This window comes from Anabaena sp. WFMT (assembly GCF_051781005.1).
In the GTDB taxonomy this organism is placed as follows: domain Bacteria; phylum Cyanobacteriota; class Cyanobacteriia; order Cyanobacteriales; family Nostocaceae; genus Anabaena.
The window spans coordinates 118,447-143,488 of the sequence record NZ_JBPWOA010000016.1 but is presented as its reverse complement, the minus strand read 5'-3'; the positions used below and the strand labels follow the sequence as shown (position 1 = coordinate 143,488).

Annotated in this window: 25 protein-coding genes; 10 read left to right on the top strand and 15 right to left on the bottom strand. The window is 39.7% G+C overall.

What is annotated here, in order from left to right; all coding sequences use genetic code 11:
• The first annotated feature begins 100 nt into the window (after positions 1–100).
• The 3 genes from ACSQ6I_RS08245 (at position 101) to ACSQ6I_RS08235 (ending at position 1,858) form a co-directional block, all read left to right on the top strand.
• Entirely contained in the window at positions 101–889 is a 789-nt protein-coding gene (locus tag ACSQ6I_RS08245) for a pantothenate kinase (protein WP_438889866.1), read from the top strand.
• Positions 890–974: 85 nt separating this feature from the next.
• Complete coding sequence (locus tag ACSQ6I_RS08240; protein WP_438889865.1) at positions 975–1,349, top strand: hypothetical protein; 375 nt, start codon at positions 975–977, stop codon at positions 1,347–1,349.
• 8 nt (positions 1,350–1,357) lie between these two features.
• On the top strand, positions 1,358–1,858 hold the full coding sequence (locus tag ACSQ6I_RS08235; protein ID WP_438889864.1) for a type II toxin-antitoxin system VapC family toxin: 501 nt from the start codon (positions 1,358–1,360) through the stop codon (positions 1,856–1,858).
• Positions 1,859–1,898: 40 nt separating this feature from the next.
• Here ACSQ6I_RS08235 and ACSQ6I_RS08230 read toward each other — a convergent pair whose 3' ends face one another.
• Together ACSQ6I_RS08230 and ACSQ6I_RS08225 are read right to left on the bottom strand one after the other, a co-directional pair.
• Positions 1,899–2,714 (bottom strand): alpha/beta fold hydrolase, encoded by an 816-nt coding sequence (locus tag ACSQ6I_RS08230; RefSeq protein ID WP_438889863.1) that lies wholly within the window; start codon positions 2,712–2,714, stop codon positions 1,899–1,901.
• 269 nt (positions 2,715–2,983) lie between these two features.
• Positions 2,984–3,451, bottom strand: a complete 468-nt coding sequence (locus ACSQ6I_RS08225) for an NUDIX hydrolase (RefSeq protein WP_015214713.1) — start codon at positions 3,449–3,451, stop codon at positions 2,984–2,986.
• 481 nt (positions 3,452–3,932) lie between these two features.
• Between ACSQ6I_RS08225 and ACSQ6I_RS08220 the strand changes: the two genes are divergently transcribed.
• A complete protein-coding gene (locus ACSQ6I_RS08220) occupies positions 3,933–4,112 on the top strand; it encodes a hypothetical protein (RefSeq protein WP_015214714.1) in 180 nt (59 codons plus the stop codon).
• A gap of 280 nt (positions 4,113–4,392) precedes the next feature.
• Here ACSQ6I_RS08220 and argH read toward each other — a convergent pair whose 3' ends face one another.
• The 8 genes from argH to trmD form a co-directional block, all read right to left on the bottom strand.
• On the bottom strand, positions 4,393–5,778 hold the full coding sequence (gene argH / locus ACSQ6I_RS08215) for an argininosuccinate lyase (RefSeq protein ID WP_438889862.1): 1,386 nt from the start codon (positions 5,776–5,778) through the stop codon (positions 4,393–4,395).
• A gap of 94 nt (positions 5,779–5,872) precedes the next feature.
• Positions 5,873–6,085: a hypothetical protein gene (locus ACSQ6I_RS08210; RefSeq protein WP_438889861.1), complete on the bottom strand. Its 213-nt coding sequence runs from the start codon at positions 6,083–6,085 to the stop codon at positions 5,873–5,875.
• A gap of 99 nt (positions 6,086–6,184) precedes the next feature.
• Positions 6,185–6,979: a nickel pincer cofactor biosynthesis protein LarB gene (gene larB, locus ACSQ6I_RS08205; RefSeq protein WP_438889860.1), complete on the bottom strand. Its 795-nt coding sequence runs from the start codon at positions 6,977–6,979 to the stop codon at positions 6,185–6,187.
• A gap of 82 nt (positions 6,980–7,061) precedes the next feature.
• Positions 7,062–8,846, bottom strand: coding sequence for an ABC transporter substrate-binding protein (locus tag ACSQ6I_RS08200; protein ID WP_438889859.1), 1,785 nt, complete (start codon positions 8,844–8,846; stop codon positions 7,062–7,064).
• A gap of 25 nt (positions 8,847–8,871) precedes the next feature.
• Positions 8,872–9,498 carry a PIN domain-containing protein gene (locus ACSQ6I_RS08195; protein ID WP_438889858.1) on the bottom strand — a complete coding sequence of 209 codons (627 nt, stop codon included), beginning with the start codon at positions 9,496–9,498 and terminating at the stop codon, positions 8,872–8,874.
• 51 nt (positions 9,499–9,549) lie between these two features.
• Positions 9,550–10,035 carry a hypothetical protein gene (locus ACSQ6I_RS08190; RefSeq protein WP_438889857.1) on the bottom strand — a complete coding sequence of 162 codons (486 nt, stop codon included), beginning with the start codon at positions 10,033–10,035 and terminating at the stop codon, positions 9,550–9,552.
• A gap of 34 nt (positions 10,036–10,069) precedes the next feature.
• Positions 10,070–10,558 carry a 2-C-methyl-D-erythritol 2,4-cyclodiphosphate synthase gene (gene ispF / locus ACSQ6I_RS08185; RefSeq protein ID WP_438889856.1) on the bottom strand — a complete coding sequence of 163 codons (489 nt, stop codon included), beginning with the start codon at positions 10,556–10,558 and terminating at the stop codon, positions 10,070–10,072.
• A gap of 24 nt (positions 10,559–10,582) precedes the next feature.
• The gene (gene trmD / locus ACSQ6I_RS08180; RefSeq protein ID WP_438889855.1) at positions 10,583–11,305 is read right to left on the bottom strand and encodes a tRNA (guanosine(37)-N1)-methyltransferase TrmD; all 723 of its coding nucleotides are present in this window, start codon (positions 11,303–11,305) and stop codon (positions 10,583–10,585) included.
• 743 nt (positions 11,306–12,048) lie between these two features.
• Between trmD and ACSQ6I_RS08175 the strand changes: the two genes are divergently transcribed.
• Positions 12,049–12,912, top strand: a complete 864-nt coding sequence (locus ACSQ6I_RS08175) for a cyanophycinase (protein WP_015214722.1) — start codon at positions 12,049–12,051, stop codon at positions 12,910–12,912.
• A 172-nt stretch (positions 12,913–13,084) separates the two neighbouring features.
• Positions 13,085–15,787 (top strand): cyanophycin synthetase, encoded by a 2,703-nt coding sequence (gene cphA, locus ACSQ6I_RS08170; protein WP_438889983.1) that lies wholly within the window; start codon positions 13,085–13,087, stop codon positions 15,785–15,787.
• A gap of 40 nt (positions 15,788–15,827) precedes the next feature.
• Here the strand turns inward: cphA and tatA are convergent, their stop codons facing one another.
• The 4 genes from tatA to ACSQ6I_RS08150 all read right to left on the bottom strand — a co-directional run bounded on the left by tatA (position 15,828) and on the right by ACSQ6I_RS08150 (position 20,541).
• Entirely contained in the window at positions 15,828–16,001 is a 174-nt protein-coding gene (gene tatA / locus ACSQ6I_RS08165; RefSeq protein WP_438889854.1) for a twin-arginine translocase TatA/TatE family subunit, read from the bottom strand.
• 39 nt (positions 16,002–16,040) lie between these two features.
• Positions 16,041–17,438, bottom strand: a complete 1,398-nt coding sequence (locus tag ACSQ6I_RS08160; protein ID WP_438889853.1) for a serine/threonine protein kinase — start codon at positions 17,436–17,438, stop codon at positions 16,041–16,043.
• 157 nt (positions 17,439–17,595) lie between these two features.
• A complete protein-coding gene (locus tag ACSQ6I_RS08155) occupies positions 17,596–18,990 on the bottom strand; it encodes a serine/threonine protein kinase (RefSeq protein ID WP_438889852.1) in 1,395 nt (464 codons plus the stop codon).
• Between the two features lie 171 nt (positions 18,991–19,161).
• A complete protein-coding gene (locus ACSQ6I_RS08150) occupies positions 19,162–20,541 on the bottom strand; it encodes a serine/threonine protein kinase (protein WP_438889982.1) in 1,380 nt (459 codons plus the stop codon).
• Between the two features lie 158 nt (positions 20,542–20,699).
• On the opposite strand from ACSQ6I_RS08150, the gene cbiT reads away from it, so the two are divergent.
• Both cbiT and ACSQ6I_RS08140 read left to right on the top strand, forming a co-directional pair.
• Positions 20,700–21,302 carry a precorrin-6Y C5,15-methyltransferase subunit CbiT gene (gene cbiT, locus ACSQ6I_RS08145; RefSeq protein ID WP_438889851.1) on the top strand — a complete coding sequence of 201 codons (603 nt, stop codon included), beginning with the start codon at positions 20,700–20,702 and terminating at the stop codon, positions 21,300–21,302.
• Between the two features lie 143 nt (positions 21,303–21,445).
• Entirely contained in the window at positions 21,446–22,330 is an 885-nt protein-coding gene (locus ACSQ6I_RS08140) for a phosphatidate cytidylyltransferase (protein ID WP_438889850.1), read from the top strand.
• A gap of 21 nt (positions 22,331–22,351) precedes the next feature.
• On the opposite strand, the gene ACSQ6I_RS08135 is transcribed toward ACSQ6I_RS08140, so the two are convergent.
• A complete protein-coding gene (locus tag ACSQ6I_RS08135; protein ID WP_438889849.1) occupies positions 22,352–23,065 on the bottom strand; it encodes an LmeA family phospholipid-binding protein in 714 nt (237 codons plus the stop codon).
• Between the two features lie 133 nt (positions 23,066–23,198).
• On the opposite strand from ACSQ6I_RS08135, the gene ACSQ6I_RS08130 reads away from it, so the two are divergent.
• Positions 23,199–23,963, top strand: a complete 765-nt coding sequence (locus tag ACSQ6I_RS08130; RefSeq protein ID WP_438889848.1) for a pseudouridine synthase — start codon at positions 23,199–23,201, stop codon at positions 23,961–23,963.
• A 26-nt stretch (positions 23,964–23,989) separates the two neighbouring features.
• Positions 23,990–24,787, top strand: coding sequence for a helix-turn-helix domain-containing protein (locus ACSQ6I_RS08125; protein WP_438889847.1), 798 nt, complete (start codon positions 23,990–23,992; stop codon positions 24,785–24,787).
• Positions 24,788–25,042: the final 255 nt, after the last annotated feature.

The following is a 25,042-nucleotide window of genomic DNA, read 5'->3' as shown; positions in this document are numbered from 1 at the left end:
CTTGACAAAATGAGTATTTATTCCTCTTGCTTTATTGTGACACGGGTTGAATGTTAGTTTTTCTTAAAAAACCTATGGCTGACTTAAGAAACTTAAAACTGTGAACGAAAACCGTTGGTTAGCATTGATGATTGGTAATTCCCGCTTGCATTGGGCTTTGTTTATCAACCAAACTCTCCACTCAACCTGGCATACACCCCATATATCAGAGTTTGATATACAACAGTTAGCTCAAACGAATACTTTTCCTCTTACCCCATCTTCTTCTCTCCCCATCTTCCTCTCTCCCCATCTCCCCATAACTCTCGTTTTAGCCTCCGTAGTTCCTAGCCAAACACAACTTTGGCAAACTTACCCTAATGTGCGCTTAATTACCTTAAACAACATCCCTCTCCAGGGTATGTATCCCACTCTAGGAATTGACCGCGCCCTTGCTTTGTATGGAGCCGGCAAAAAATGGGGATTTCCCATATTAGTGATTGATGCCGGTACAGCACTGACTTTTACAGGTACAGATGCAAATCAGCGTTTAATTGGAGGCGCAATTTTGCCAGGTTTAGGTTTACAACTAACAACACTCGGTCAAAAAACCGGACAATTACCATTATTAGAAATTAAGGAAATAATAGAACTACCACCACGTTTTGCCATGAACACACCAGATGCAATTCAAAGTGGAGTAATTTACACATTGTTAGCAGGAATTAAAGATTTTGTAGAATCTTGGTTGTCTTTATTTCCTGACAGCAAAATCGTAATTACCGGAGGAGATAGTAATTTGTTAACAACCTATTTACAAGCCAGATTTCCAGACATAGCAGCAAGGTTAATTGCCGAAAAAAACTTGATTTTTTTAGGAATGGGAAAAATCTTATTTGGGAATAGTTAATAGAAATATGAATTTTTAAAGTAAATAAACATAACAAGTTACAGATAGCATAGAATAGAGATAGCAGTTTACACCTCATGAAATTATGCCTAAAACATTAATGATTGATGTTATTATGCAGCAGTTAGATGCTCTTTCTGTAGAGGAGCTACTAGATGTTAGGGCAAAAGTTGATGCTTTGATTCACAATAAAATATCCTCCGTCTATCAAAATCAATCTAGCTTAGGCTTCACGCCCACTGCTATATGCTATGTAGGGAAGGCACAACCCATATCAACTAACAGCATCGGAATGCCCTTCAAAATAGAACCAGTCAGCAGTACACAACAAGAAAATGATAATTCATTAGAAAAAATTATAGAACTTGTAGATGAATGGATGGCTGATGAATCAAATTATGATCAAGAAAACTATCCTCAGATCGAAGCTGCTTTAAACCAAAATAGGGTTTCACTGTAGCAGCAAAAATGAGTGAAATGACATTACCGTTTATCCAACCACCCAAAAGTAGAGTTGTATTGTTAGATACTCATCCATTGAGTAAAGTTAGCCATCCAAAAATAGACCCAAAAGTACAGCAATGGTTGAAATCTTTACGAGAGAATAAAACTGCAATACGTGTGCCAGAAATAGCCGACTATGAGCTTCGACGTGAACTAATCAGAGAAGAAAAGAAAAAGAGTTTAGAGCGTCTCGATGCACTAAGCCAAATGTTTCTGATTCCCATAACTCCTGAAACAATGCGAAAAGCAGCAGAGTTATGGGCATGGGTAAGAAACCAAGGAAAACCGACAGCAAGTAATGACAGTTTAGACGGTGATGTTATTCTTGCTGCTCAGGCAATTATTCAATTAAAGAGTTTTGATGAAGTTATTGTTGTGACAACCAATTTAAAACACATATCACGATTTGCAAGCGAAGGAATATTTGTCGAAGATTGGCAGCAAACTTTAGATAAAATTGTTTAATTTGAGCCTTGCTTTAACGAGCCACCATATAAATTAGCAATTACCAATTTTCCTTAACAAAATCCCGAATATATCCAGCTACAACCCCAGCACAAGATTCTGGTAAATTATTTTCTGCATGGGCAATTATCTTTAACTCAGCTTTAGGAATCAGTCGCGCATAAGCATTACTTTTAGCTAAAGCATTTGCTGTATCTTGACCACCTTGCAAAATTAAACAAGGTACTTCTAGGGAGTACAAACGATTTTGTAATAACTCTGCCTCAATTTCTGCTTGCTGTCGGTTAAATAGTAAGTGACAAGCTGTAGGATATTGCAACAATTTTTGTCTTAGTTGTAAGTCTTCAGTAATTTTTTGTTCCCAACCAATTAATTTAATTAAAGGTTTTAGTAAGCGTAAAATTTTGACTAAGAGCGGTGAACAATTAAACAATTGCAGCATTTTTTGCCAACTTTGTTCTTGTCCTGATATCCCTACACCCTCTGGTTCTAACAGTACTAAACCAGATACTTGTTCTGGATACTTTAAAGCATAACTAGCTGCAATCCAAGCCCCTATAGAATCTCCGACAAAAAAGACTTTTTCTAATTTCACAGCTTGGAGTAATTCAGCTAAACAATCTACTTGTAAATCTATTGAATGGTGAATATTAGGGTTTTCTGATTCACCAAAACCTAATAAATCAGGTGTCAAACAATGGATATCTTGAGAAAGTAATCGCATGACTGATACCCATTGATTACTATCATTCCAAGCACCATGCAAAAAAATTACTGGAGTTCCTTCACCAACTTCAAGCCAAAACAATAGCCCTTGAGAAAGTTTTCTCCGGGAGTTACGAAATAGCATACTCATATTAACTTATGCACTAACTGTTAACAGATTCTAGATATTAAATGATAGATTACAGATTAAATCTAAAATTCAAAATCTAAAATCTCCAACTTTTATTGTAAGAATTCAGGAGTCAGGAGTCAGGAGACGCTACGCAGACCTGCGGTTCAGAATGCTTATGAAATGCAGAATAGAGAGAAGTGAGATTTTATCAAAATCATCAAATTTGACTAATAAAGCCTTTATTCTCCTGACTTGGAGTATTCTCTATCCTGAATACTTACCTTTTATTATGCCAATGTTGTTAAACCATTTAAATAGTCTTGTAACTGGCGAGCATGGTCATGAGACATCTGTGGTTGAGGTAGGGAACTAGGAGAAAAAGCTTGAATTTGCAATACTTCTAAGGAGTCATTAACCTTCATTTCTCCTTGTACTTCAGCTTCAACCGCAATACAAATTGAATGAATTCTAGGATCTCGATCTGGTGCAGAGTAAACTCCAACCAAACGCCGAATTTTCAATAACTCAAGTCCGGTTTCCTCCATTAACTCCCGACGGACTGCATTAGGAATATCCTCTCCCCAGTCCACCATACCACCAGGCAAAGACCAGCAACCATCATCTCGCCGTCGAATTAGCACAATTCGACCATCAGGTAAAATCGGGATAACACTAGTACCAGTAATGGGATGTCGAAATATAATACCCAATACTGTTTGTCCAAAGTGCCATAAAGAACGTGTTGACTGGATCACTGGTGTAAAAATAGCAAGGATGTTTAAACTGCAAATTTTTGTACTGTACTTTCTAGTTCCCTAGTACTGAACATAGACCTATGCTGCCGCAGTCGAAGAACTAGGGTTTATGATTTAGGATTGCTATATGTTAGCAAAATAAATTCAGGAAAATTTGCCCAAAAAGCTGAATTTCTCAAATGTATTGCTGGTTTGAATTATTGACTAATTCTCTAACTAAACAGGTGTTTGTATCGCATCTATATTTTTGTGGAAATCAAGAAACCACTTGTAATCTCACGGATAGATGAATTACATCTAAATTTTCACTTTTGCAGAAATAATTCTAAATTTAGCTTGACATAGACTCCTGTAATACGGTAGACTAGTATACTGTTTCAAGTATATTGATTTTCTGCACTAGGCTAAAAGTATATCAATAACATCGGTAGCTGATATTGCCTAGATGCCGATTTTTTTGTTGTTTATTCATGAGGTGAATATGGCCAAGCGCCGTAATCCAAAAAAAGAAAAGGCGCTACGGAACCAGGCTTATGCCAGAAAGTTTCGTAAACGGACGACTACAGGAAGAATGCAAAGAAGGTTCCAACAAAGACCACCTAAGAGTGAAGAAGAAGAAGGAACAGGAGCAGCAGCAGTTGATGGGGCTGAAATGAATTAACTGTTTAAATAACTACTCTTGAATTAATGTTTTATCTTCGGGCGTACATTTATTTTATTTGTACGCCCTTACTTATTTAGGGGTTGCTGAATAAGTCTTTTCGTTAGGACTAGGAGGCAGCACTTCGACCCTTCGACAAGCTCAGGGCATCGCAAGCTCAGTGACCAGGCAGGAGTCAGGAGGCAGGAGGCAGGAGGCAGGAGGCAGAAAATGAATACAACTCAGCACTCACCACTCGGTACTCGGTACTCGGTACTCGGTACTCAATACTCAGTACTGACTAAGTATTGATTTGAGTCCGGGCTGCGAGGATAGCTTGCTTAACTTGGGCAAAACCAGTACCACCGTAGCTATTACGGGCTGCAACTACTTGACGGGGGGATATTGCTTCATAAATATCGGCTGCAAACGCTGGGTGTATTTGTTGCCATTCCGCCAATGTCAAATCTTTGAGCAATTTACCTGCGGCTATACTGGTTTTCACAACTTTGCCCACCATGTTGTAAGCTTCCCGGAAAGGTACTCCCCTAGCAGCTAGATAGTCTGCGACATCGGTAGCATTAGAAAAGTCTTCTGTGACTGCTTGGGCAAGGCGTTGGGTGCGAAATTCTAACCCTTCCCGCATTAAAATTGTCATGGCCTCTAAACAGGCTTTAACGGTGTTAACGCTGTCAAATATACCTTCTTTGTCTTCTTGTAGGTCTTTGTTATATGCCAGGGGTAGCCCTTTCATAATTACTAGCATGGCTTGGAGATGACCAAAGACACGTCCTGTTTTCCCGCGCACTAATTCGGGAACGTCGGGATTTTTCTTTTGGGGCATGATGCTGGAACCTGTGGCACAGCTATCTTTGAGGGTGACAAAGCGAAATTCTTCTGATGACCAGAGGATTACTTCTTCTGAGAGACGGCTGAGGTGAACCATAATCAGACTTGCTGCACAAAGGAATTCGATCGCAAAATCGCGATCGCTCACTCCATCCAAACTGTTAGCATAAACACTATCAAAATCTAATAGTTTTGCTGTGTAGTGTCTGTCAATGGGAAAAGTAGTTCCCGCTAAAGCGCCGCAACCCAAAGGAGAAATATTCACTCGTTTATAAACGTCTCCTAAGCGTTCCCCATCACGTTGTGCCATTTGAAAATACGCCAACAGATGGTGGGCTAAACTCACTGGTTGAGCGCGTTGCAGGTGAGTATAGCCAGGAATCAGAGTTTCAACGTTTTTTTCAGCTATTTCCAGTAATACAGTTTGAAATTCCCGTAAATACTGACGAATTTGGGTAATTTGGTCGCGGAGGTAGAGTCTGGTATCAGTACCTACTTGATCATTACGAGAACGGGCAGTATGTAGCTTTTTACCAACATCGCCAATAATTTCAGTCAGTCGTTTTTCTACGGCAAAATGTACATCTTCAGCATCAATACCCGGCTGAAATTTGCCTTCTTGGTATTCCTGGCGGACTTGTTCTAAACCTGTAACTAATTCTTCTCCTTCTTCTGGAGAAATAATCCCTGTATGAGCCAGCATTTTGGCATGAGCTTGGGAACCAGTGATGTCATATTCTATAAGTTGAATATCAAAACTTATACTGGCATTAAAACGAGCGATTGCCGGATGTAACGCGGATTCAAACCGCTGGCTCCAAGTTTGTTTTTCGGTCATATTCGGTCATAAATTAGAAGGAAGAGGAAATCACAATTGGCGATTTTAGACTTTGAATTCAGTACCAATCCAAAATCTAAAATCTAAAATTACCTTAACCGTAACTTGTTAGACTTTTGAGCATATAGCCAATAATCAAACCAATCAATAAAGCCCAAATTTGTCCAGTCTGGACAAAGTGGTTCCAATTTCGTTGTACCTGACCCATAAGATCAGCATCACGAACTTGTTGCGCGAGGAAAGTGATATCTACAGGCAAATGCCAAAGTAACTGAGAGATTGAATCACTTACACTTAGGTAGTTCATATTTTATATGGTCTGGTTGTGACAATTTACAGTAGCCGATGACATCTAAAGTTTAAGCGACATTACGCATTATTGACGCTCGGTCTCTATTTGATTTTGTCAACTTTCATATTTCTGTGATGCCAAGCTTAATTTTTCAGCAGTTCGGAGAATTTGTCCCGCGAGAACTGCTGCACCAAAGCCATTATCAATGTTAACTACACCTATACCAGCTGCACAAGAGTTAAGCATTGTTAATAGAGGTGCTAAACCCGAAAAACTTGCACCATAACCGATACTGGTGGGAACAGCAATTACGGGACAATCGGCCAAACCTGCAACCACACTAGGTAAAGCCCCTTCCATTCCTGCTACCACAATTAATACTGACGCGGAATCAATTAAGTGACGGTTATTCAATAAGCGGTGAATTCCGGCTACACCGACATCCCAAAGACGCTGGACACGGAAACCAGAAAGTTCGGCTGTAACTGCGGCTTCTTCGGCTACGGGTAAATCGGCTGTACCCGCTGAAAGTATAGTAATTGTTCCGGTGAATCTTGGTTCAATACTGGCAGGACTAATGGCACAAATTCTCGCCATTTCGTAGTATTGCAGTTCTTTTACTTTCTGTTGCAGCGTGGCATAAATGGCTGGTTCAATTCGGGTGGCCATGACTACGGAACCGCGTTGACGCATGACTTCCATAATTTGAGCAATCTGATCAGGTGTTTTACCCTGTCCCCAAATCACTTCTGGAAACCCGGTTCTTAATTGACGGTGGTGGTCAATTTTGGCAAAGTCACCTACAGATTCATAGTGTAAGTCTTTGAGTGAGTCGAATGCCCTATCTGGGGTTATTTTACCATTGGCGACGGCTGCTAAGAGCGATCGCAAAGCTTCAGGTTGAGTCACAGCAATTTTTGGTAATTGGTAATTGGTAATTGGTAATTGGTAATCGGTAATTGGGAAAAACTTTTACCCAGTCCCCTATTTTCTACTTTGTAATTTTAATTTCATGAATGTTCCAGAATGCACCACCAAGAGCAGAATATTTTATACCTTCAAAGCGATTTCTGATAGCTGTCATAGAATAAGGATTCACCAAATAAATAAATGGTAAATTCTCCTGTGTTAATCGTTGACTTTCGGCATAAATTTCTTTAACCTTGGCTTCATCAAACTCCTGTGCGCCTTGAATATAAAGTTCATGAATCTTTGCTTCCCAAGGTGAAACTTCCCATCCTTCTATCGGCTTTTGTCCTGCTTGTGGTTTCTGATTAAACATATGTAATCCACCTTCAGGAGACCAAACATTAGCGCCATCATTTGGTTCTAAACCTCCAGTCAAACCTAGCAAAGATGCTTCCCAATCTAGAGTATTAGATAGCTTATCTACAAAAGTATTCCATGCCAAAGGCGTGAAATCAACTTGGATACCTATTTTGCTCAAGTCTTGTTTAATTTGCGAACCCATTGCTTCCCTAATTTTGTTACCTGCATTAGTAAGCAAAGCAAACCTCACACGGTTTCCTTGAGCATCTTCTAGTTGATTTTGAGCATTGTATTTAAAGCCAGCTTTAAGTAATAATTGCTTCGCTTTTTCTAGATTGTAACTGTAAACTTTTAGCCCTTTCTCTGGAGAAAGATAATAGGGACTTTGGACAGAAATTGGAGAATCTTGTGTTTTACCCAAACCACGAAACGTATTATTGATCATGGTTTGTCTATCAATAGCATAGGCTACTGCTTGCCGAAATTCTACACTATTAAACCAACGTGACTTGATCGGGTCGATAAGTGGCTTACCTGCGCGTTTACCTTTGTTCAAATTAAAAAGCACAAAACTAGTACTAGTAGATGGACCACCATTTTCGATTTTAAAATTACCTTGTTTTTCTTGGACTTTTAGTAAAGAAAAGTAATCAGGTGTCACCCCTACAGCATCTAATCCTCCAGAACGAAATTGCAGTAATGAAGTATCTGTTGATTCGACAATTTGCCAGATAATACGTTGAATATAAGGTTGGGGATTACCTTGAGCATCTTTACGCCAATAATAAGGATTACGACGAAAAATTACACGTTGACTGGTATCGTAACGTTCGAGTTTATAAGGGCCGTTAACAATTATTTGCTCAGGTGGAGTATCAACACCCCATTTTGTCAGAAAAGTTGGTTTCCCATCTTGGTCTTTATTTTTTAACGATTCTCGCAAAGCATGAGCAGGTAAAATAGGAACACCAGAATTTTGCAGAAATGGTCTAAAAGGTTCTGTTACGCTAAATTCAACTCGACGGCCATCAAGTTTTTTGATAATAGGGAGTTTACGATTTTTGCCAATTCTTAAAATGTCTCTAACATCTGTTGGTATGGCTTCATTCAAATAAACATCATTGTATGTAAATACCACATCATCAACCGTGAGTGGTTTTCCGTCAGACCATTTCAAACCCTCGCGTAGAGTGAAAACAATTTTTAATTTATCATCAGAAACTTGCCAGGATTCTGCCAAGTTTGGCTCAAGTTTACCTGTAATAGGATTTTGACTAATTAATCCTTCATAAGTATATCCAAAAATATTGGTTGCATCTGAATTTAGCGCATAGTTAAAAGTTTTTGGATCACTAAGAATACTCGTTACTAATTGGGGGACTTGAGCAGCATCACTTTTCAGCTTAGTTGGGTTGCAAGCAGTAATTGAAATCGCTGTAAATGACAGGAGAGTTATGAGTACCCAAAAGCGTTTTGTGTGATTGACCAGGTTTTTAATAAATGCCATAACCTATTAACCTAAAATAATTAAATTATGATGATTGAGACTCTAACCAACCCAGAAAGTTTTTAGTATTGCCAAAGTATTCTATACCTGCAATATTTAAAATTTGTTGCACATTCTGTTTCCCAAAGTCATTAGTGTTACCACTTATGAAGACTTTTCGCTGGTTAGGATGCTGATTTGCATGATTCAAAATACACTGTAATATCAAGTTATCCATCAGGTCATTCTTGATTAATAAAGTTTCTTTCTCTAGGAAAATCTGCTCTGAAATTGCCTTAATTATACTGCCATTAAAATTTATATTTTCTGCATTTTCAATTAATAAATTTATGATTTCAGAGAAACGGTTTTGAATATTATTTAATAATAGTGTGTTTTCAATTGATGCTTTTTGTAAATGCCGAGAAAAAGATTTAGCGTGAATAGATGTTTGATCACGTATTGATTCGTTAATTTGTTTATCCATTTCTGCTTGAAATTTTAATTGATATTCCTTATCCTTCCTGTATGTATTAATTGCTTCAATATAACAAATAGCAGGTATGGCCATACGCATTGATGGAAGAGGATCACGCAGTAACTTTTCTGCTTCTAAGTCTCTTCCTTTGGCGACAGCCATGATAATATTAGTTTCTATGTATAGTATCAGCACCTAAATTTTCCTAATAACCTAATAAAAATTATCTAAGTGTAAATATGTTACTCACTTCCTAATTATGTAAGTATGTTCTTCTCCTTCTATTAATGACAACAACCCAATTTTGGCTACTTCATTATATGCTGGTGGCCTATCTGAATTCCAATGATATGCTAAATCTCTTAGCCAAGATTGAACAAGAGTTTCTAGATGAAAATTAAATATTCTTTTTTGACTAAATTCCGGATCGTAGATGCTGAGTATATCATTTGTTTTCAGAGATATTGAATCTTTGATATTTTGCTCTTCAGTCAATGAAAAAATATTAATTTCTTCCAAATCAACTAACATACCGAAAGGAATATCTTTTTTTATATCCTGTTTAATATTCTGCAAATAGTATGTTTTTAATTGAGAAATAGCATTTTGCTTGAAAATATTTTCTAGTTTTTCGGCTTTTGTTTCAACTAATAAAACAATATTTTCATTCCTGTTCCTAAACACAATGTCAGGGAGATATTGTGGAATATTATCAGAAAATTTGATATCCATATCATTGTTTCCTCTAGTTCAGTAAATAATTTAACTAATCACTCGCCACCAACAAAACTACAGCATAAGCACAAATACCTTCTTCTCTCCCAGTTGGCCCCAATTTTTCATTAGTAGTAGCTTTAACACCAATTTGATTGGGTTCTACTTCTAAAACTGCTGCTAACCTATCTCGCATTTTAGAAATATGAGGTTTTAATTTCGGACGTTCTGCAACAACCACAGAATCAATATTGCCTATTTTCCAACCTTGGTCACGAATTAGCTGGTGTACTTGGGTTAATAGTACAAGACTATCAGCCCCAGCCCATTGAGGATCTGTGGGGGGGAAATAATGACCAATATCCCCCAAAGATAAAGCGCCTAGCATCGCGTCCATGATGGCATGAGTTAGCACATCAGCATCACTGTGTCCTAACAAACCGAGTTCATGAGGAATGTGAATACCGCCTAAAATTAAATTGCGATCGCTCACTAATCTGTGAATATCGTAGCCATTACCAATTCTGATGTTCATAGTCATTAGTTATTAGTCGTTGGTCATTAGTCATTCCTCCCCTGCCCCCTGCTCCCTGCCCCCCTGCTTCTCCTGTTGCCATTGTTCCAGCAAATCGGGACGGCGGGAAGCAGTACGTTGAATTTGTTGTTGGAAACGCCACTTAGCAATTTCCGCATGATTTCCACTCAGCAGCACATCTGGGACTTTCCAACCCCGAAAATTGGCTGGACGAGTGTACTGGGGAAAATCTAATAACCCCTCCTCAAAACTTTCGGCTTTGAGAGATTCCACCTTACCCACCGTTCCCGGTAGCAGACGCACCACCCCATTAATCAAAGCCATAGCCGGAATTTCTCCACCAGTCAGAATAAAATCACCCAAAGACACCTCACGAGTGACTAAATTTAGCACCCTGTCGTCCACCCCTTCATAATGTCCACAAATCACTATCAATTGGTCGTAATTGGTCGCCAATTCGCGCAACAGAGGTTGATTTATGGTTTGACCTTGAGGACTCATTAAAATCACTTCTCGGCGTGGTAAAGTCGGCAGCGACTCCACAGCCGCAAAAATGGGATCAGGCTTCATCAGCATCCCTACACCCCCACCGTAGGGTTCATCATCGACCTTCCGATGCTTATCAGTTGTAAAATCCCTGGGATTAACCAGATGCACTTGGGCAATCTGTTTGGTTAGGGCTTTACTCAAAAGACCGGAACTCAGAACCGAGCTAAAACAGTCAGGAAAAAGCGTAACTATATCAAAACGCACAGTAATTCGTATTCAAGGACACTAAACTAAGATTTAAATATCTAGCCAACAAAAGCAGTCAAAGAGAGGTAAGACCATAGAGAAACTTAATCAATAGTATCTAAAAGTACCAGAACTATATATTTTTTGGTGCGATCAAAAGTTTTTCTAATTACTTAATTTATGTTTAAATATTGTCACAACTAAATTTAAATTAATAATCCAACCAAAGTTAACAACTTCCAGGATGCATCGAGCCATCCTCAGAAATAAGAGTGTCAAGACCTGCTTGCCCCAAATCCAGAGGATAAATCTAGCCCCTAGTACTATTTTGCCAATCTGGAACAAGTGGATAGGCAAAAAACAAGGTTCTGGCGATGAGGAACAGCAACGGACACATGAAAACTGAGGTATCGTGTGCGTTAAGTGAGAAGTTGGAGAGAAGGTGAGAAAGCACTAAAGTACGGTTAGCCCGTCTCAGGTGACAGCCTTACCCGCACCCTTCCAGGGAAGCAAGCCACTTGGTAACGTCTCCGATCGGAGAAGAGTAGCAAAAGGGCTTTAGCCACTCCACACTTATCAAAAGTGTCCTCTCAAAGAAGCAAAGGGCGAAAATCAACAGGCTAGTAAACCTTGTTAAATTCACCCGCCATTCGCCACAAGCCGACGGCACTTCCTTCAAGTCGGGCATTGCCCGCCCAACGGAGTGCCTTGGAAACCCGTCCAAGGCGATGGCTTCTGAAGTTGTTGACCGGAGAAACACAATGCAGCAATTAAAAGCTAAATCGCTGGAAATGAGGACACCCCAAGCAACTAAAACCGCTGTTCTAGTTATCGGAGGCGCAGAAGACAAAGTTCACGGACGCGAAATCCTGCGGACTTTTGTTGCTCGTGCCGGTGCTAGCAAGGCGTATATTACAATTATTCCATCAGCCTCCCGCGAACCGGCCATTATTGGTGGTCGGTATATTCGCATATTTGAAGAAATGGGTGCTGAAAAGGTTGAGATTTTAGACATTCGAGAACGGGAACAATGCGAAAACCCACAAATTAAAGCATCCTTAGAAGCCTGTACAGGGGTGTTTTTAACAGGGGGAGATCAATTACGTCTCTGTGGTGTCCTGTCAGACACACCAGCAATGGAAATTATCCGGCAGCGGGTAAGGGCTGGACAATTGACTTTAGCAGGTACAAGTGCGGGAGCGGCAGTGATGGGACATCACATGATTGCTGGTGGTGGGAGTGGTGAAGCACCCAATCGTTCCCTAGTTGATATGGCAACGGGTTTAGGATTCATTCCTGAAGTTGTTGTTGATCAGCACTTTCACAACCGAAATCGTATGGGACGTTTAATTAGTGCGATCGCAGCACATCCCGATCGTCTAGGCATTGGCATTGATGAAGACACTTGTGCTGTATTTGAACGTGACGGTTGGTTGCAAGTCATGGGCAAAGGCAGCGTCACAATTGTTGATCCCACAGAACTTACCCATACCAACGAACCTCATGTCAGTGCCAATGAACCCTTAACTGTGCATAATTTACGCTTACATATCCTCAGTTACGGAGATCGTTTCCATCTTTACCAACGGACTGTTTTACCTGCTGTGCATCGGATCTCCAGCTGACGGTATAGAGTATCTGAGGTTACACTGACTTGACCGCGCCTTTATTTCTTACTCCCACCAGATTTAAACAATTACTATCTGAAAAGAAAAAACTGTTTGTAATGAACAGTTTAGCGGTCAATTCCAGTAAGAAACTAGAATTTTGGTTCCGAATCTCCATCTACCTATTCCCATGAGAATCCTCAAGATCCAGACCTTACGCGGCCCAAACTACTGGAGCATTCGACGCCATAAACTGATCGTCATGCGCCTAGATCTCGAAAACCTGGCTGAGATGCCCTCAAATGAAATCTCCGGCTTTTATGAAGGATTAGTTGAGGCGCTGCCAAGTCTGGAGGGTCATTATTGCTCTCCTGGCTGTCGTGGTGGTTTTCTGATGCGGGTACGAGAAGGCACAATGATGGGTCATATCGTAGAACACGTAGCTTTAGAACTCCAAGAATTAGCTGGAATGCACGTAGGTTTTGGCCGCACCCGTGAGACTGCCACACCTGGAGTTTATCAGGTAGTGATTGAGTACATAAATGAGGAAGCGGGACGTTATGCAGGACGTGCAGCAGTACGGCTATGTCAAAGCATTGTTGATCGGGGTCGTTATCCCAAGGCAGAACTAGAGCAAGATATCCAAGACCTGAAAGACTTCTTGCGTGAAGCTTCTTTAGGTCCTTCTACAGAAGCCATTGTCAAAGAAGCAGAAAAAAGAGGTATTCCTTGGATGCCCTTAGCCGCACGCTTTCTGATTCAGTTGGGCTACGGTGTCAACCAGAAGCGAATGCAGGCAACAATGACCGATAACACAGGCATTCTCGGTGTAGAACTAGCCTGTGATAAAGAAGCCACTAAACGCATCCTTGCTGCTAACGGTGTACCTGTTCCCAGAGGTACAGTCATCAACTTCCTAGACGACTTGGAAGAATCTATTGAATATGTTGGCGGTTATCCTATCGTGATCAAGCCTCTAGATGGCAATCATGGACGCGGTATCACCATTGATATCCGCAGTTGGGATGAAGCTGAAGCAGCCTATGAAGCAGCCAGACAAGTTTCCCGTTCTATTATTGTTGAGCGTTATTATGTCGGACGCGACCACAGGGTACTAGTAGTAAATGGCAAAGTTGTCGCAGTAGCTGAACGGGTACCAGCTCACATAATTGGTAATGGCCGATCTTCCATTAGTGACCTAATTGAAGAAACTAACCAAGATCCCAATCGCGGAGAAGGTCACGATAACGTCCTCACCAAAATTGAGCTAGACCGTACCAGTTACCAATTATTAGAAAGGCAAGGCTACACACTCAACAGTGTGCCACCCAAAGGAACAATTTGTTATCTACGGGCAACCGCTAACCTCAGTACAGGTGGTAGTGCTGTAGACCGCACTGACGAAATCCACCCGGAAAACGTTTGGTTAGCCCAACGAGTAGTGAGAATTATCGGTTTAGATATTGCAGGCTTAGATATTGTTACCTCGGATATTAGCCGCCCTCTCAGGGAGGTAGATGCTGTAATTGTGGAAGTTAACGCCGCACCTGGCTTCCGAATGCACGTCGCTCCCAGTCAAGGCACTCCCCGTAATGTTGCTGGTGCAGTCATGGATATGCTGTTCCCCAACGAAAAACCCAGCCGAATTCCCATCCTCAGCATCACAGGTACTAATGGCAAAACTACCACAACCCGCCTGTTAGCACATATTTATAAGCAGACAGGCAAAGTAGTAGGTTATACGACCACTGATGGCACATACATCGGTGATTATTTAGTAGAGGCAGGAGATAACACCGGACCCCAAAGCGCCCATGTGATTCTCCAAGACCCAACTGTTGAGGTAGCTGTACTTGAATCGGCTCGTGGTGGTATTCTTCGCTCTGGCTTAGGTTTTGAGTCGGCTAATGTGGGTGTGGTATTAAACGTAGCTGCGGATCATTTAGGTATTGGTGATATTGATACCATTGAGCAGTTAGCTAACCTGAAAAGTGTAGTTGCAGAAGCTGTATACCCTGATGGCTATGCAGTTCTCAATGCTGATGATCTCCGCGTTGCCGCCATGGCAGAAAAAACTAAAGCCAATATTGCCTACTTCACCATGAACCCAGACTCGGAATTGGTGCGAAAGCATATCCAAAAGGGAGGAGTGGCAGCAGTGTATGAAAATGGCTATCTGTCAATTGCCAAAGGAGATTGGACACACCGTATAGAAAGAGCCGAAAATATCCCCTTGACAATGGGCGGAAAAGCGCCATTTATGATTGCCAATGCTTTAGCCGCAAGTTTGGCAGCATTTGTGCAGAATGTAACGATAGAGCAAATTCGGGCTGGCTTAAAGACTTTCCGCGCTTCAGTTAGTCAAACGCCGGGACGAATGAATTTGTTCGATTTGGGTAAATACCACGCTTTGGTGGACTATGCCCATAATCCTGCTAGTTATGAAGCTTTGGGATCATTTGTGCGTAATTGGACGACTGGACAGAGAATTGGTGTCATTGGTGGTCCTGGCGATCGCCGTGACGAAGATTTTGTGACTCTGGGTAAATTATCAGCAAATATCTTTGATTACATCATTATCAAAGAGGATGATGACACCAGAGGTCGGCTACGCGGTTCAGCTGCTGATTTGATTACTCAAGGCATTACTCAAGCCAAGCCTAATTGCCGCTTTGAATCAATTCTAGATGAAACCCAAGCCATTAACAAAGCCTTAGATATGGCTCCTGATGGTAGTCTGGTAGTCATTTTGCCAGAAAGTGTTAACCGGGCGATTAAGTTAATTAAGGTGCGGGGTGTACAGGAAGAAATACAACCACAAAACTCAACAACAACTATTAACGATTCCCCAAATGGAGTAGCACCTTCTTCTGTGGTCAATACGCTACTGTAGTCCACAGTAGAGACGCGAATCAACCCGTCTCTACTTGTGATTATCTTTCTTCGTGTTCTAATTTCGTCTCGTCATCGGAATTTTTCATTTCTTCCTTAAAACCCCGGAGGCTTTTTCCCAATACGCTACCAAGTTCGGGAATTTTCTTGGGTCCAAAAATCAAAATTGCAACTATGGCAATAATCGCTACTTCTGGCCATCCTAGTCCAAACATATAAGTTTCCTTTTAAGCCACTGTAACTAACTATAAGATTTATTCTGTCCTAATTGGTATATCTAACCACTCACTTAGTTCATGTACCAGCCAATCAAGTTCCGGTTCAGATATTAAATCATTATCATTACCAATAATAAATTTTTTCTTTTTACCTGCCCAAATTATAATTTGAGCTTTAATTTCTAATGTACTAACACGAAGATCTTTATAAACAGGTTTCCTAATTCTTTGTATTAGACAAATATCCTCTTTTGTCGCTGGTTTAGGAACTTTTATGTTTGTGCCAAATAATTCACGAATTAATGTAATTTGATGTTGATTTATCACTAATTTTATCCTGCCAAACAAGCGAAAAAATAACTTATATATTGATATCAATCCTGCTGTTAAAAATATCAATAATATCGTCAAAATGAATGTATTCATTACTGAATATTGGATGTACAAAGCCAGATAAATCCAATTAGTAAAAACTAGCAAAATGCTACTTAAAAACCATGTTAATGTAGATACTTTTAAGCCAACTGGTGGAATAATAATTTCTATAAAATCCTGATTTTTGGTCAATTTAATTTTACTATCAGTTGGTTTTTTGAAAGTTAAATTAGTATTGGTTTGTGTTAAATACTGTGGTTTATCCAAAGCTGTGATTGCTTCATTTGCAAAACGCAACCGTTTTCCTAAACTGGGTTCAATCATTAATTTTAACCAGTTAGTAAAATTTGGACTCAGATTAGTGACTTCTTCAAATTGAATACGAAAATCCTTTTCTGGCAAATCTGCGGGATGGGAAGCAGTCACTAAATAAATGATTGTGCATCCTAAACTATAAAGATCGGAAGCGGGTACAGTTCTTCCTCCAAATTGTTCTTGTGGCATATAACCATAAGTTCCCACAATAGTTCTTGTTCCTGTACCTTCTGTTGCTAAAATTGTTTGTACTGAGCCAAAATCTATCAAATAAACTTCACCGACACTATTACCAGTTCTATCTCCTAATAAAATATTACTAGGCTTAATATCACGGTGAATTACTGGTGGATTTAAGCCATGTAAATAAACGAGAATATTGAGTACATCTTTAGCAATTTGTTTAACTTCTGGTTCTGTAAATTTGCGTCCAATTTGTAAGTATTGTTCTAGGGTTTTAGCTGGGATATAAGTTTGGATTAAGGCAAATCCTTTAAATTCAGGTGAGTTGATTTCAAAATAGTCTAAATAGCAGGGTATACAGGGATGGGATAAAGATTTTAAAGTTTCGGCTTCTCGTTCAAATAGCTTGAGATCATCCCATTGAAAATCACTACTAAAAGAAAGTAACTTGACAATTACCAGTTCTTCAGTTTTTAAGTCCCTTGCTAACAAGGTCTGTCGTCCAGCTTTTTTGCCTAACTGCTTTTGAACTTCATAGCGATTGGCTAAGATATTTTCCATAAGTTTACACCCCCAGTTGCTGTAACAAATCCATCATGGCTCAGGTAAGGGGTGATCGCCAAGTACGTTATATCATGTCCGTTTGTTGCAGGAAATAGGGAATAAGCAGGAGTCTTTTAATTATGAATTAAGTTCGCGCTGCGTGCCGGACGGACTATTATAAATTACGACTTATTTCTATACCTAACCAATTGCTTAATTCATGAGCTAACCATTCTAATTCTGCTTCAGATTTGATAGTAGTGCCATTAACATTAAATGCAAATTTTTCCTCTTTTACGCATATCACCAGTTCTGGTAGTTGCATTCTATTAACCCCTTTAACATTTTGAATGATAGATTTGGGTATATAAACAAGTTTATTTATACTTTCTCGACGGACTAAAATACGACGGCTGATTCGCCATTTTCCCACATAATGATCACGAATAATTTGTCGGTTATCTATACATATTTTTAAACTACCAAATAAATCGTCTATGAGACCATAAATCATGTAAAGACCCAAGGGTATGAACACGAGTAGCGCGATCAAAGTACTGAAATTGCGAGTAGAAGGGTCGGAAAGAAATATAATTGTCAAAATTAAGATAGATAAATTCCCACCTACGGTTAATAAATAGGAGAATATCATTAACGGTTTAAACCCTACTGAATGCATGGTTATTTCCAGAACTTCCTCATTTTTAATAACTTGAATTTTGCTACCTGCTGGTTTATCAACAGTTAAAGCTGTGATATCGGTATATTGTGGCTGTTCTAAAACTGTGAGTGCTTCACTTGCAGAAATAAAACGCTTTTCTAAACTTGGTTCTGCAATCCGCTTCAACCAATTAGTCAAACTAGGACTAAGATGAGCAATTTGTTCAAATTGAATGCGAAAATCTTTTTGGGGTAAATCTGCTGGCTGAGTACCTGTTGCTAAATAAATCAGAGTTGCACCTAAACTATAAAGGTCAGAAGCTGGAACAGTACGTCCACCAAATTGTTCTTGTGGCATATAACCATAAGTCCCAACAATTGTTCTTGTAACCGTCTCTGAAGACATCACAGTTTGGACTGAACCAAAATCTACTAGATAAACTTCACCGACACTATTGCCCGATCTCTCTCCCAACAAAATATTGCTAGGCTTAATATCACGGTGAATTACAGGTGGATTTAAGCCGTGGAGATAAATAAGAATCTCTAGAACTGATGAAGCTATCTCCTTAAGTTCAGTTTCTGTAAATTTGCGTCCAATTTGTAAGTATTGTTCTAGGGTTTTAGCGGGGATATAAGTTTGGATGAGAGCAAATCCTTTAAATTCAGATGAGTTGATTTCAAAATAGTCTAAATAGCTGGGTATATAGGGATGAGATAAAGATTTTAAGGTTTCTGCTTCTCGCTCAAATAATTTCAAATCATCCCATTGAAAATCACTACTAAAAGAAAGTAACTTGACAATTACTAGTTGTTCAGTATTCAAGTCCTTTGCTAACAAGGTCTGTCGTCCAGCTTTTTTGCCTAACTGCTTTTGAACTTCATAGCGATTGGCTAAGATATTTTCCATAAGTTTACACCCCAGTTGTTGTCACAAATCTATCATGGATTAGATAACTATTAAAGGCCAAGTAAGTGAAGAGAAATTCCGAAAATTATCTAAAAAATCTGTTTCCTATAACCTATTACTTGCCTTCACAAGTAGGGGGTTAACATTGCTAAACCCCTGCAAACTGGTGATTTATATTTTTAACCAATGGCTCAATTCATGGGCTAACCATTCTAATTCTGCTTCGGATTTGATAGTGGCATTATTAACATCAAGCTCAAATTTTTCTACTCCTGCCCAAATCACTAATTTTGCAGGTATTTGAGTTTTATCCCCGTCAGAGTCTTTAGTAAAATATTTCGGTGTATAAACCAGTTTGTTAATACTTTCTCTAGAAGCTGAACGACGATGAGGAATTTTCCATTTCCCCAATTGATGATGAAGAAATATTTGTTGGTAATCTATACGTAGTTTGACACTGCCAAATAAGCCGTACAATATACCGTAGATCATAGAAAAGCCAACGCCCCAAAAAGGTAGGGAGAATAAAGCAAAGGGAATGTTGGCAGGAAAGGGGGCAGAAAGAGCGCCAATAGTCCAAATTAAGATAAATGAATTCCAGGCTACTGCAAAGAATCCTAAGAACATCATTGACGATTGAAAGCCAACTGGGGGAATGGTAATTTCTAGAAATTCTTCATTTTTAGTTAATTGAATTTTACTACCCGCTGGTTTACCAATAGTTAAAGCGGTGCTGTGAGGAACTTGTGGCTGTTCTAAAGCTGTGAGTGCTTCGGTTGCAGTTGGAAAACGCTTTTCTAAAGTTGGTTCTGTGATTTGCTTTAACCAGTTAGTCAAGGTGGGACTGAGGTTAGCAAGTTGCTGAAATTGAATGCGAAAATTTTTTTGGGGTAAATCTGCTGGCTGAGTACCTGTTGCTAAATAAATCAGAGTTGCGCCTAAACTATAAAGGTCAGAAGCTGGAACGGTGCGCCCACCAAATTGCTCTTGTGGCATATAGCCGTAAGTACCAACTACTGTGCGGGTTGAGCCTTCTGCGGCTAAGACTGTTTGGACTGAGCCAAAATCAACTAAATACACTTGACCGACACTATTACCCGATCGCTCTCCTAACAAAATATTGCTAGGCTTAATATCACGGTGGATAACAGGCGGATATAACCCATGTAGATAAATGAGAATCTCTAAAACTGATGAAGCGATCGCTTTGACTTCAATTTCTGTAAAAGTCCGTCCAGTTTGTAAGTATTGCTCTAGAGTTGAGGCTGGGATATAAGTCTGGATGAGAGCAAATCCTTTATAAGTGGGTGAATTTACCTCAAAATAGTCGAGATAGCGAGGTATGCAGGGATGTGATAAAGATTTTAAGGTTTCGGCTTCTCGCTCAAACAGCTTGAGATCATCCCATTCAAAGTCGCTACCAAAAGAGAGTAATTTGATAATTACTAATTCACCAGTTGTTAAATCACGCGCTAATAAAGTCCGTCGTCCGGCTTTTTTGCCTAACTGCTGTTGAATTTCGTAGCGATTTCCTAATATTTCGCTATTCATCATGATTGTTTATAAGTAGTTTTGCAAAATAAATTGATTTGGTTTAAGCAAGGAAACAGGAAATATTTCGCTTTCTTATACCTCCTGACTCCTGACTCCTTGCCCTGAGCGAAGCCGAAGGGCTGACTTCTGACTCCTTTTATTATTTTGAATCTTTTATGCCTTCCCAACTTTGGCCTTACATTAGTCCAGGTATTCCTGATGAATTATTTGAGAATTTACCAGGTATTCCTCTGAGTCAACGAGAATTAAGATTGCTGTTGATTTCTCAACTGCGACTAAAACCAGATTCGGTGTTATGGGATATTGGTGCGGGGACGGGTACGATTCCCGTTGAGGTGGGGTTGCTATGTCCACAGGGACGGGTAATAGCTGTGGAAAGAGATGAAGAAGTTGCTAACTTAATTAAACGCAACTGCGATCGCTTTGAGGTCAAAAATGTAGAGGTAATTGAAGGTAGCGCCCCTGAATGTTTACATGATATCAAGCTCGCTCCTCACCGCGTCTGCATTGAAGGAGGGCGCACTATTCAGGATATTTTACAAGCCGTGTGGCGTTATTTACCTACATCCGGTCGAGTTGTGGCTACAGCTGCTAATCTAGAAAGTCTGTATGCTATTTCCCAAAGCTTTTCTCAGTTAAGAGCTAGAAATATCGAAGTTGTGCAGTCGGCTGTTAACCGCTTAGAAACACGAGGCTTTTCACAAACCTTTGTAGCGGCTGATCCCATTTTTATTCTCAGTGGTGAGAAACTAGAGTGAACTACCCCACCGTATAGGACGGGGCTTCCCAATTTATCGGGAATAGCCTCTAGAACTACAGAGTTCTATGGGTCTGATATTCCCTCCCAGGGTCGATTTTGGACTAAATCCAAAATCCAAAATCTCAAATCCAAAATAATATTATGCCTTGGTCTCGAATTATTAGTGGAATTGTTGCGATCGCTCTTGCTTTGACTGCAACCCTATTAGGTGGTTGGTATTTTACTGTGGCGATCGCGATCGTTGTCTTTTTAGGTCAACAAGAATATTTTAATTTAGTACGCGCCAGAGGTATAGCTCCTGCTGCTAAAACCACCATATTGGTCAGCCAAATTTTATTAGCAATTTGCACTCTCGATAGCAGTTTAGCTGATGCTGTCATGCCAATAGCAGGTACACTGATTTGTTTTTATCTGCTGTTTCAACCCCAATTAGCCACCATTGCTGATATTTCTGCTTCTATTATGGGGCTGTTTTATGTAGGTTATTTACCTAGTTACTGGGTGAGGTTGCGAAATCTCGATAGTCTATCTATTAGCAATCTTCCCTTTGGTGGTTACTGGCCCAGCAACTGGAACGATGTTTTAACCCAGGGAAATTTAACCGCTCTACCACAAGGTTTAACATTTACAATTCTGACTTTCTTATGTATTTGGGCTGCTGATATCGGTGCTTACGTGATTGGCAAGTTTTTCGGTAAAACTCGTTTGTCGGATATCAGCCCTAAAAAAACTGTAGAGGGAGCCGTATTTGGGATCACAGGCAGCGTTATAGTAGCCCTAGCAGGAGCTTATTTTCTCGATTTACCTCACTACCTGATTACTGGTTCAGCATTGGGTTTATTGATCGGTATTGCTAGTCTTTTAGGTGACTTGACCGAATCTATGTTGAAGCGAGATGCGGGAGTCAAAGATTCAGGACAATTGATCCCCGGTCACGGTGGGATATTAGACCGTACTGATAGTTATATTTTTACGGCTCCTTTAGTTTACTATTTCGTGACGCTACTGCTAAGTAAGTGGGCGTAAATGTTTATCGAATCAAGTAGTTTACGGGTTGACGTTAATTCGTCCATGACATACTAATTGACTAGATGTAAAAGTTATTTCTTTGATATCGACATCTGATCCTAAATCTAAATGGTATTTAGAATTACTTTCACCAATAATTTCCTGATTTGATTTAATTTGAATTTGTGACAATTGTAACTCTTGCCCATTAAGTAGTTCTAAACCCATAGAAATTTCTATGACAGTTGGTTCGCTCTCAAGTAATAAAACACCAAACAGTATCAAGCGCTGATTGTCAAGGGTAATTTCCTGCCAAGCAATGGGCTTGGATTTTTGGCATTCTTCTGGTAATAATTTAACCAGTACATCATTTAAAGCAGTCGATAATAATTCAGATGAGAGGGAGTTATTAAGATCCTGTTCTTCTACTAGCAATTCAGCAACTACTGGTACTACTTCTAACAATTTTAGTGGCTTACCCTTAAGTATTGCTCCAATATTTAATCGTATATTCTCTGCCCAAAGTTGAACCCTTGTAACATGAACACCTTGATAAACTGCATTAGTCGCAAAAATAGATACCGAGGGGATACAGCCAGAAAGGAGTTGGCGATCGCTTGATCCAATCTCGACCTCAATCTGAGATACTTGAGTTAATTGAGTTCTCAGCCATAGCTTGATTGCTGTAGTCAGAACTTGAGTGATTAATCGTATTTTCTTCCCATTCGTAACGGGGGAACTTTTATCTGTCATTTAACAACTTTATTGCCTGTATTTGCTTAAAAATTCACAAACCTTAAACAGTTCTTAACTGTAGCACTTATGACTATTAACTACAAAATGCCAATATTTAAGTTTAAGTATTAAAGGAAGAAGCAATTTTCACATGGAGGCACGGGTACAAAAAATTATTTCTCAATTGGGGATAGCTTCACGACGTGAGGCCGAAGAAATGATTAAACAATCACGAGTGCAGATAAATGGGATTTTGGCACATTTAGGTCAAAAAGTCGATCCCCAACGAGACACAATCTGCATTGATGGTACACCCGTCTCTGAAAGCCAGCGTCCGTCTTTAATTTATTTGTTGGTACACAAACCAGCTGGTGTACTTTCTACTTGCGATGATCCCCAAGGAAGACCTACTGTTTTGGAGCTACTACCGCCAAAATTACAAAAAGGTTTAGGTATTCACCCGGTTGGGCGTTTAGATGCAGACTCTACAGGCGCATTGATATTAACAAATGATGGGGACTTGACATTTGCGCTAACTCATCCTAGTCATAATATTTCTAAGACATATCATGTTGTGGTGAAAGGAAATCCCCCAGAAGCAGTTCTAGGGATGTGGCGTAAAGGTGTAGTTCTGGACAATAGAAAAACACGACCTGCTAAAGTATGCTTAATTGAAAGTTTAGCTAACCAAAGCAAATTAGAAATTATTTTACAGGAGGGAAGAAATCGCCAGATTCGTCGTGTGGCTGAACAATTAGGATATCCTGTTATCCAACTACATCGCACCGCCATAGGTTCAATTCAATTACAAACATCAAAAAGCGGTTTTCTCGGTTTAGGTGACTATCGTCATCTCACACCAGAAGAGATTATTTTTTTAAACAAGCAGATAAAGCGGATACCTATTAACAATTAAGTTGAGTTAAGGAGTGTAGGGAAATCATGAAATGGCTGAGAAGGAAAGATGAAAATTCGAGCAAACCGTCAATAGAGCAATTACAAGTAGAAAAATTGACCCAATTGGGCAATAAACTTGGTTCATTGCGTCAAGAACAGGGTTTATCCCTAGACGAAATTGTGGTAATGACCAGAATTCCCCGAAGACTGCTGCACGCAATTGAAACAGGTGATTTAAACGATTTACCAGAACCAATTTATATACAGGGGTTAATCAGGCAATTTGCTGATGCACTAGGGCTGAAGGGAGCAGAATTAGCCAGCAAATTTCCCCTCGGTTCTCAACAGGTGAGTTTACAAAGCAGCTGGCAACCTAAACCTGTTGCTCAATTACGTCCTCTTCATCTTTACTTACTTTACATTTTTCTGATTATCTGCTCTGTCAACGGCTTATCTCAATTATTGAACAAGGCCGCTTTGCAAGCAAATAACCAAAATCAACAAAAGGCAGAAAGTAACTCTGATGTAACAACAGAAAGACTCCAAGCCAATGAGTTGCAGAAAACCCAATTTAGTAGCAGTACTTCAGAAGATAAAGCAGTAGAGATTGGTGTGACGTTGAAGTCATCATCTTGGCTTCGTGTTGTCGCTGATGGTAAAACCGAGTTTGAGGGGGTTTTACCGGAAGGATCTCACCGCAATTGGAAAGCCTCTGAGGAACTCACAGTGAAAACTAATAATGCTGGTGGTGTTTTGATGAGTGTCAATCAGCAAAAACCCAAACAAATGGGAAAAACAGGGAAAGTGGAAGAAATCAGGATTGCGGCTAAATTCAGGTCTTAAAAAGTGCTGAATTTAGTGAGGGGGCTGGTTTAATTCGTAATTCGTAATTCGTAATTCGTAATTTGAATAGGGTACAAACCCTTACCATAATCACGAATTAAGGTGGTGTGTAATTAGTGATCAGCCCAGAGCTAACACTGATTGTGATTACGAACGAAGAATTATTTTGATGTTTGCATAGCAACTAAGTTAAACCAGCCCCTGATCAGATTACTGAATTTTGAGTAATGCCAGCCTACTATTATTTACAGTAAG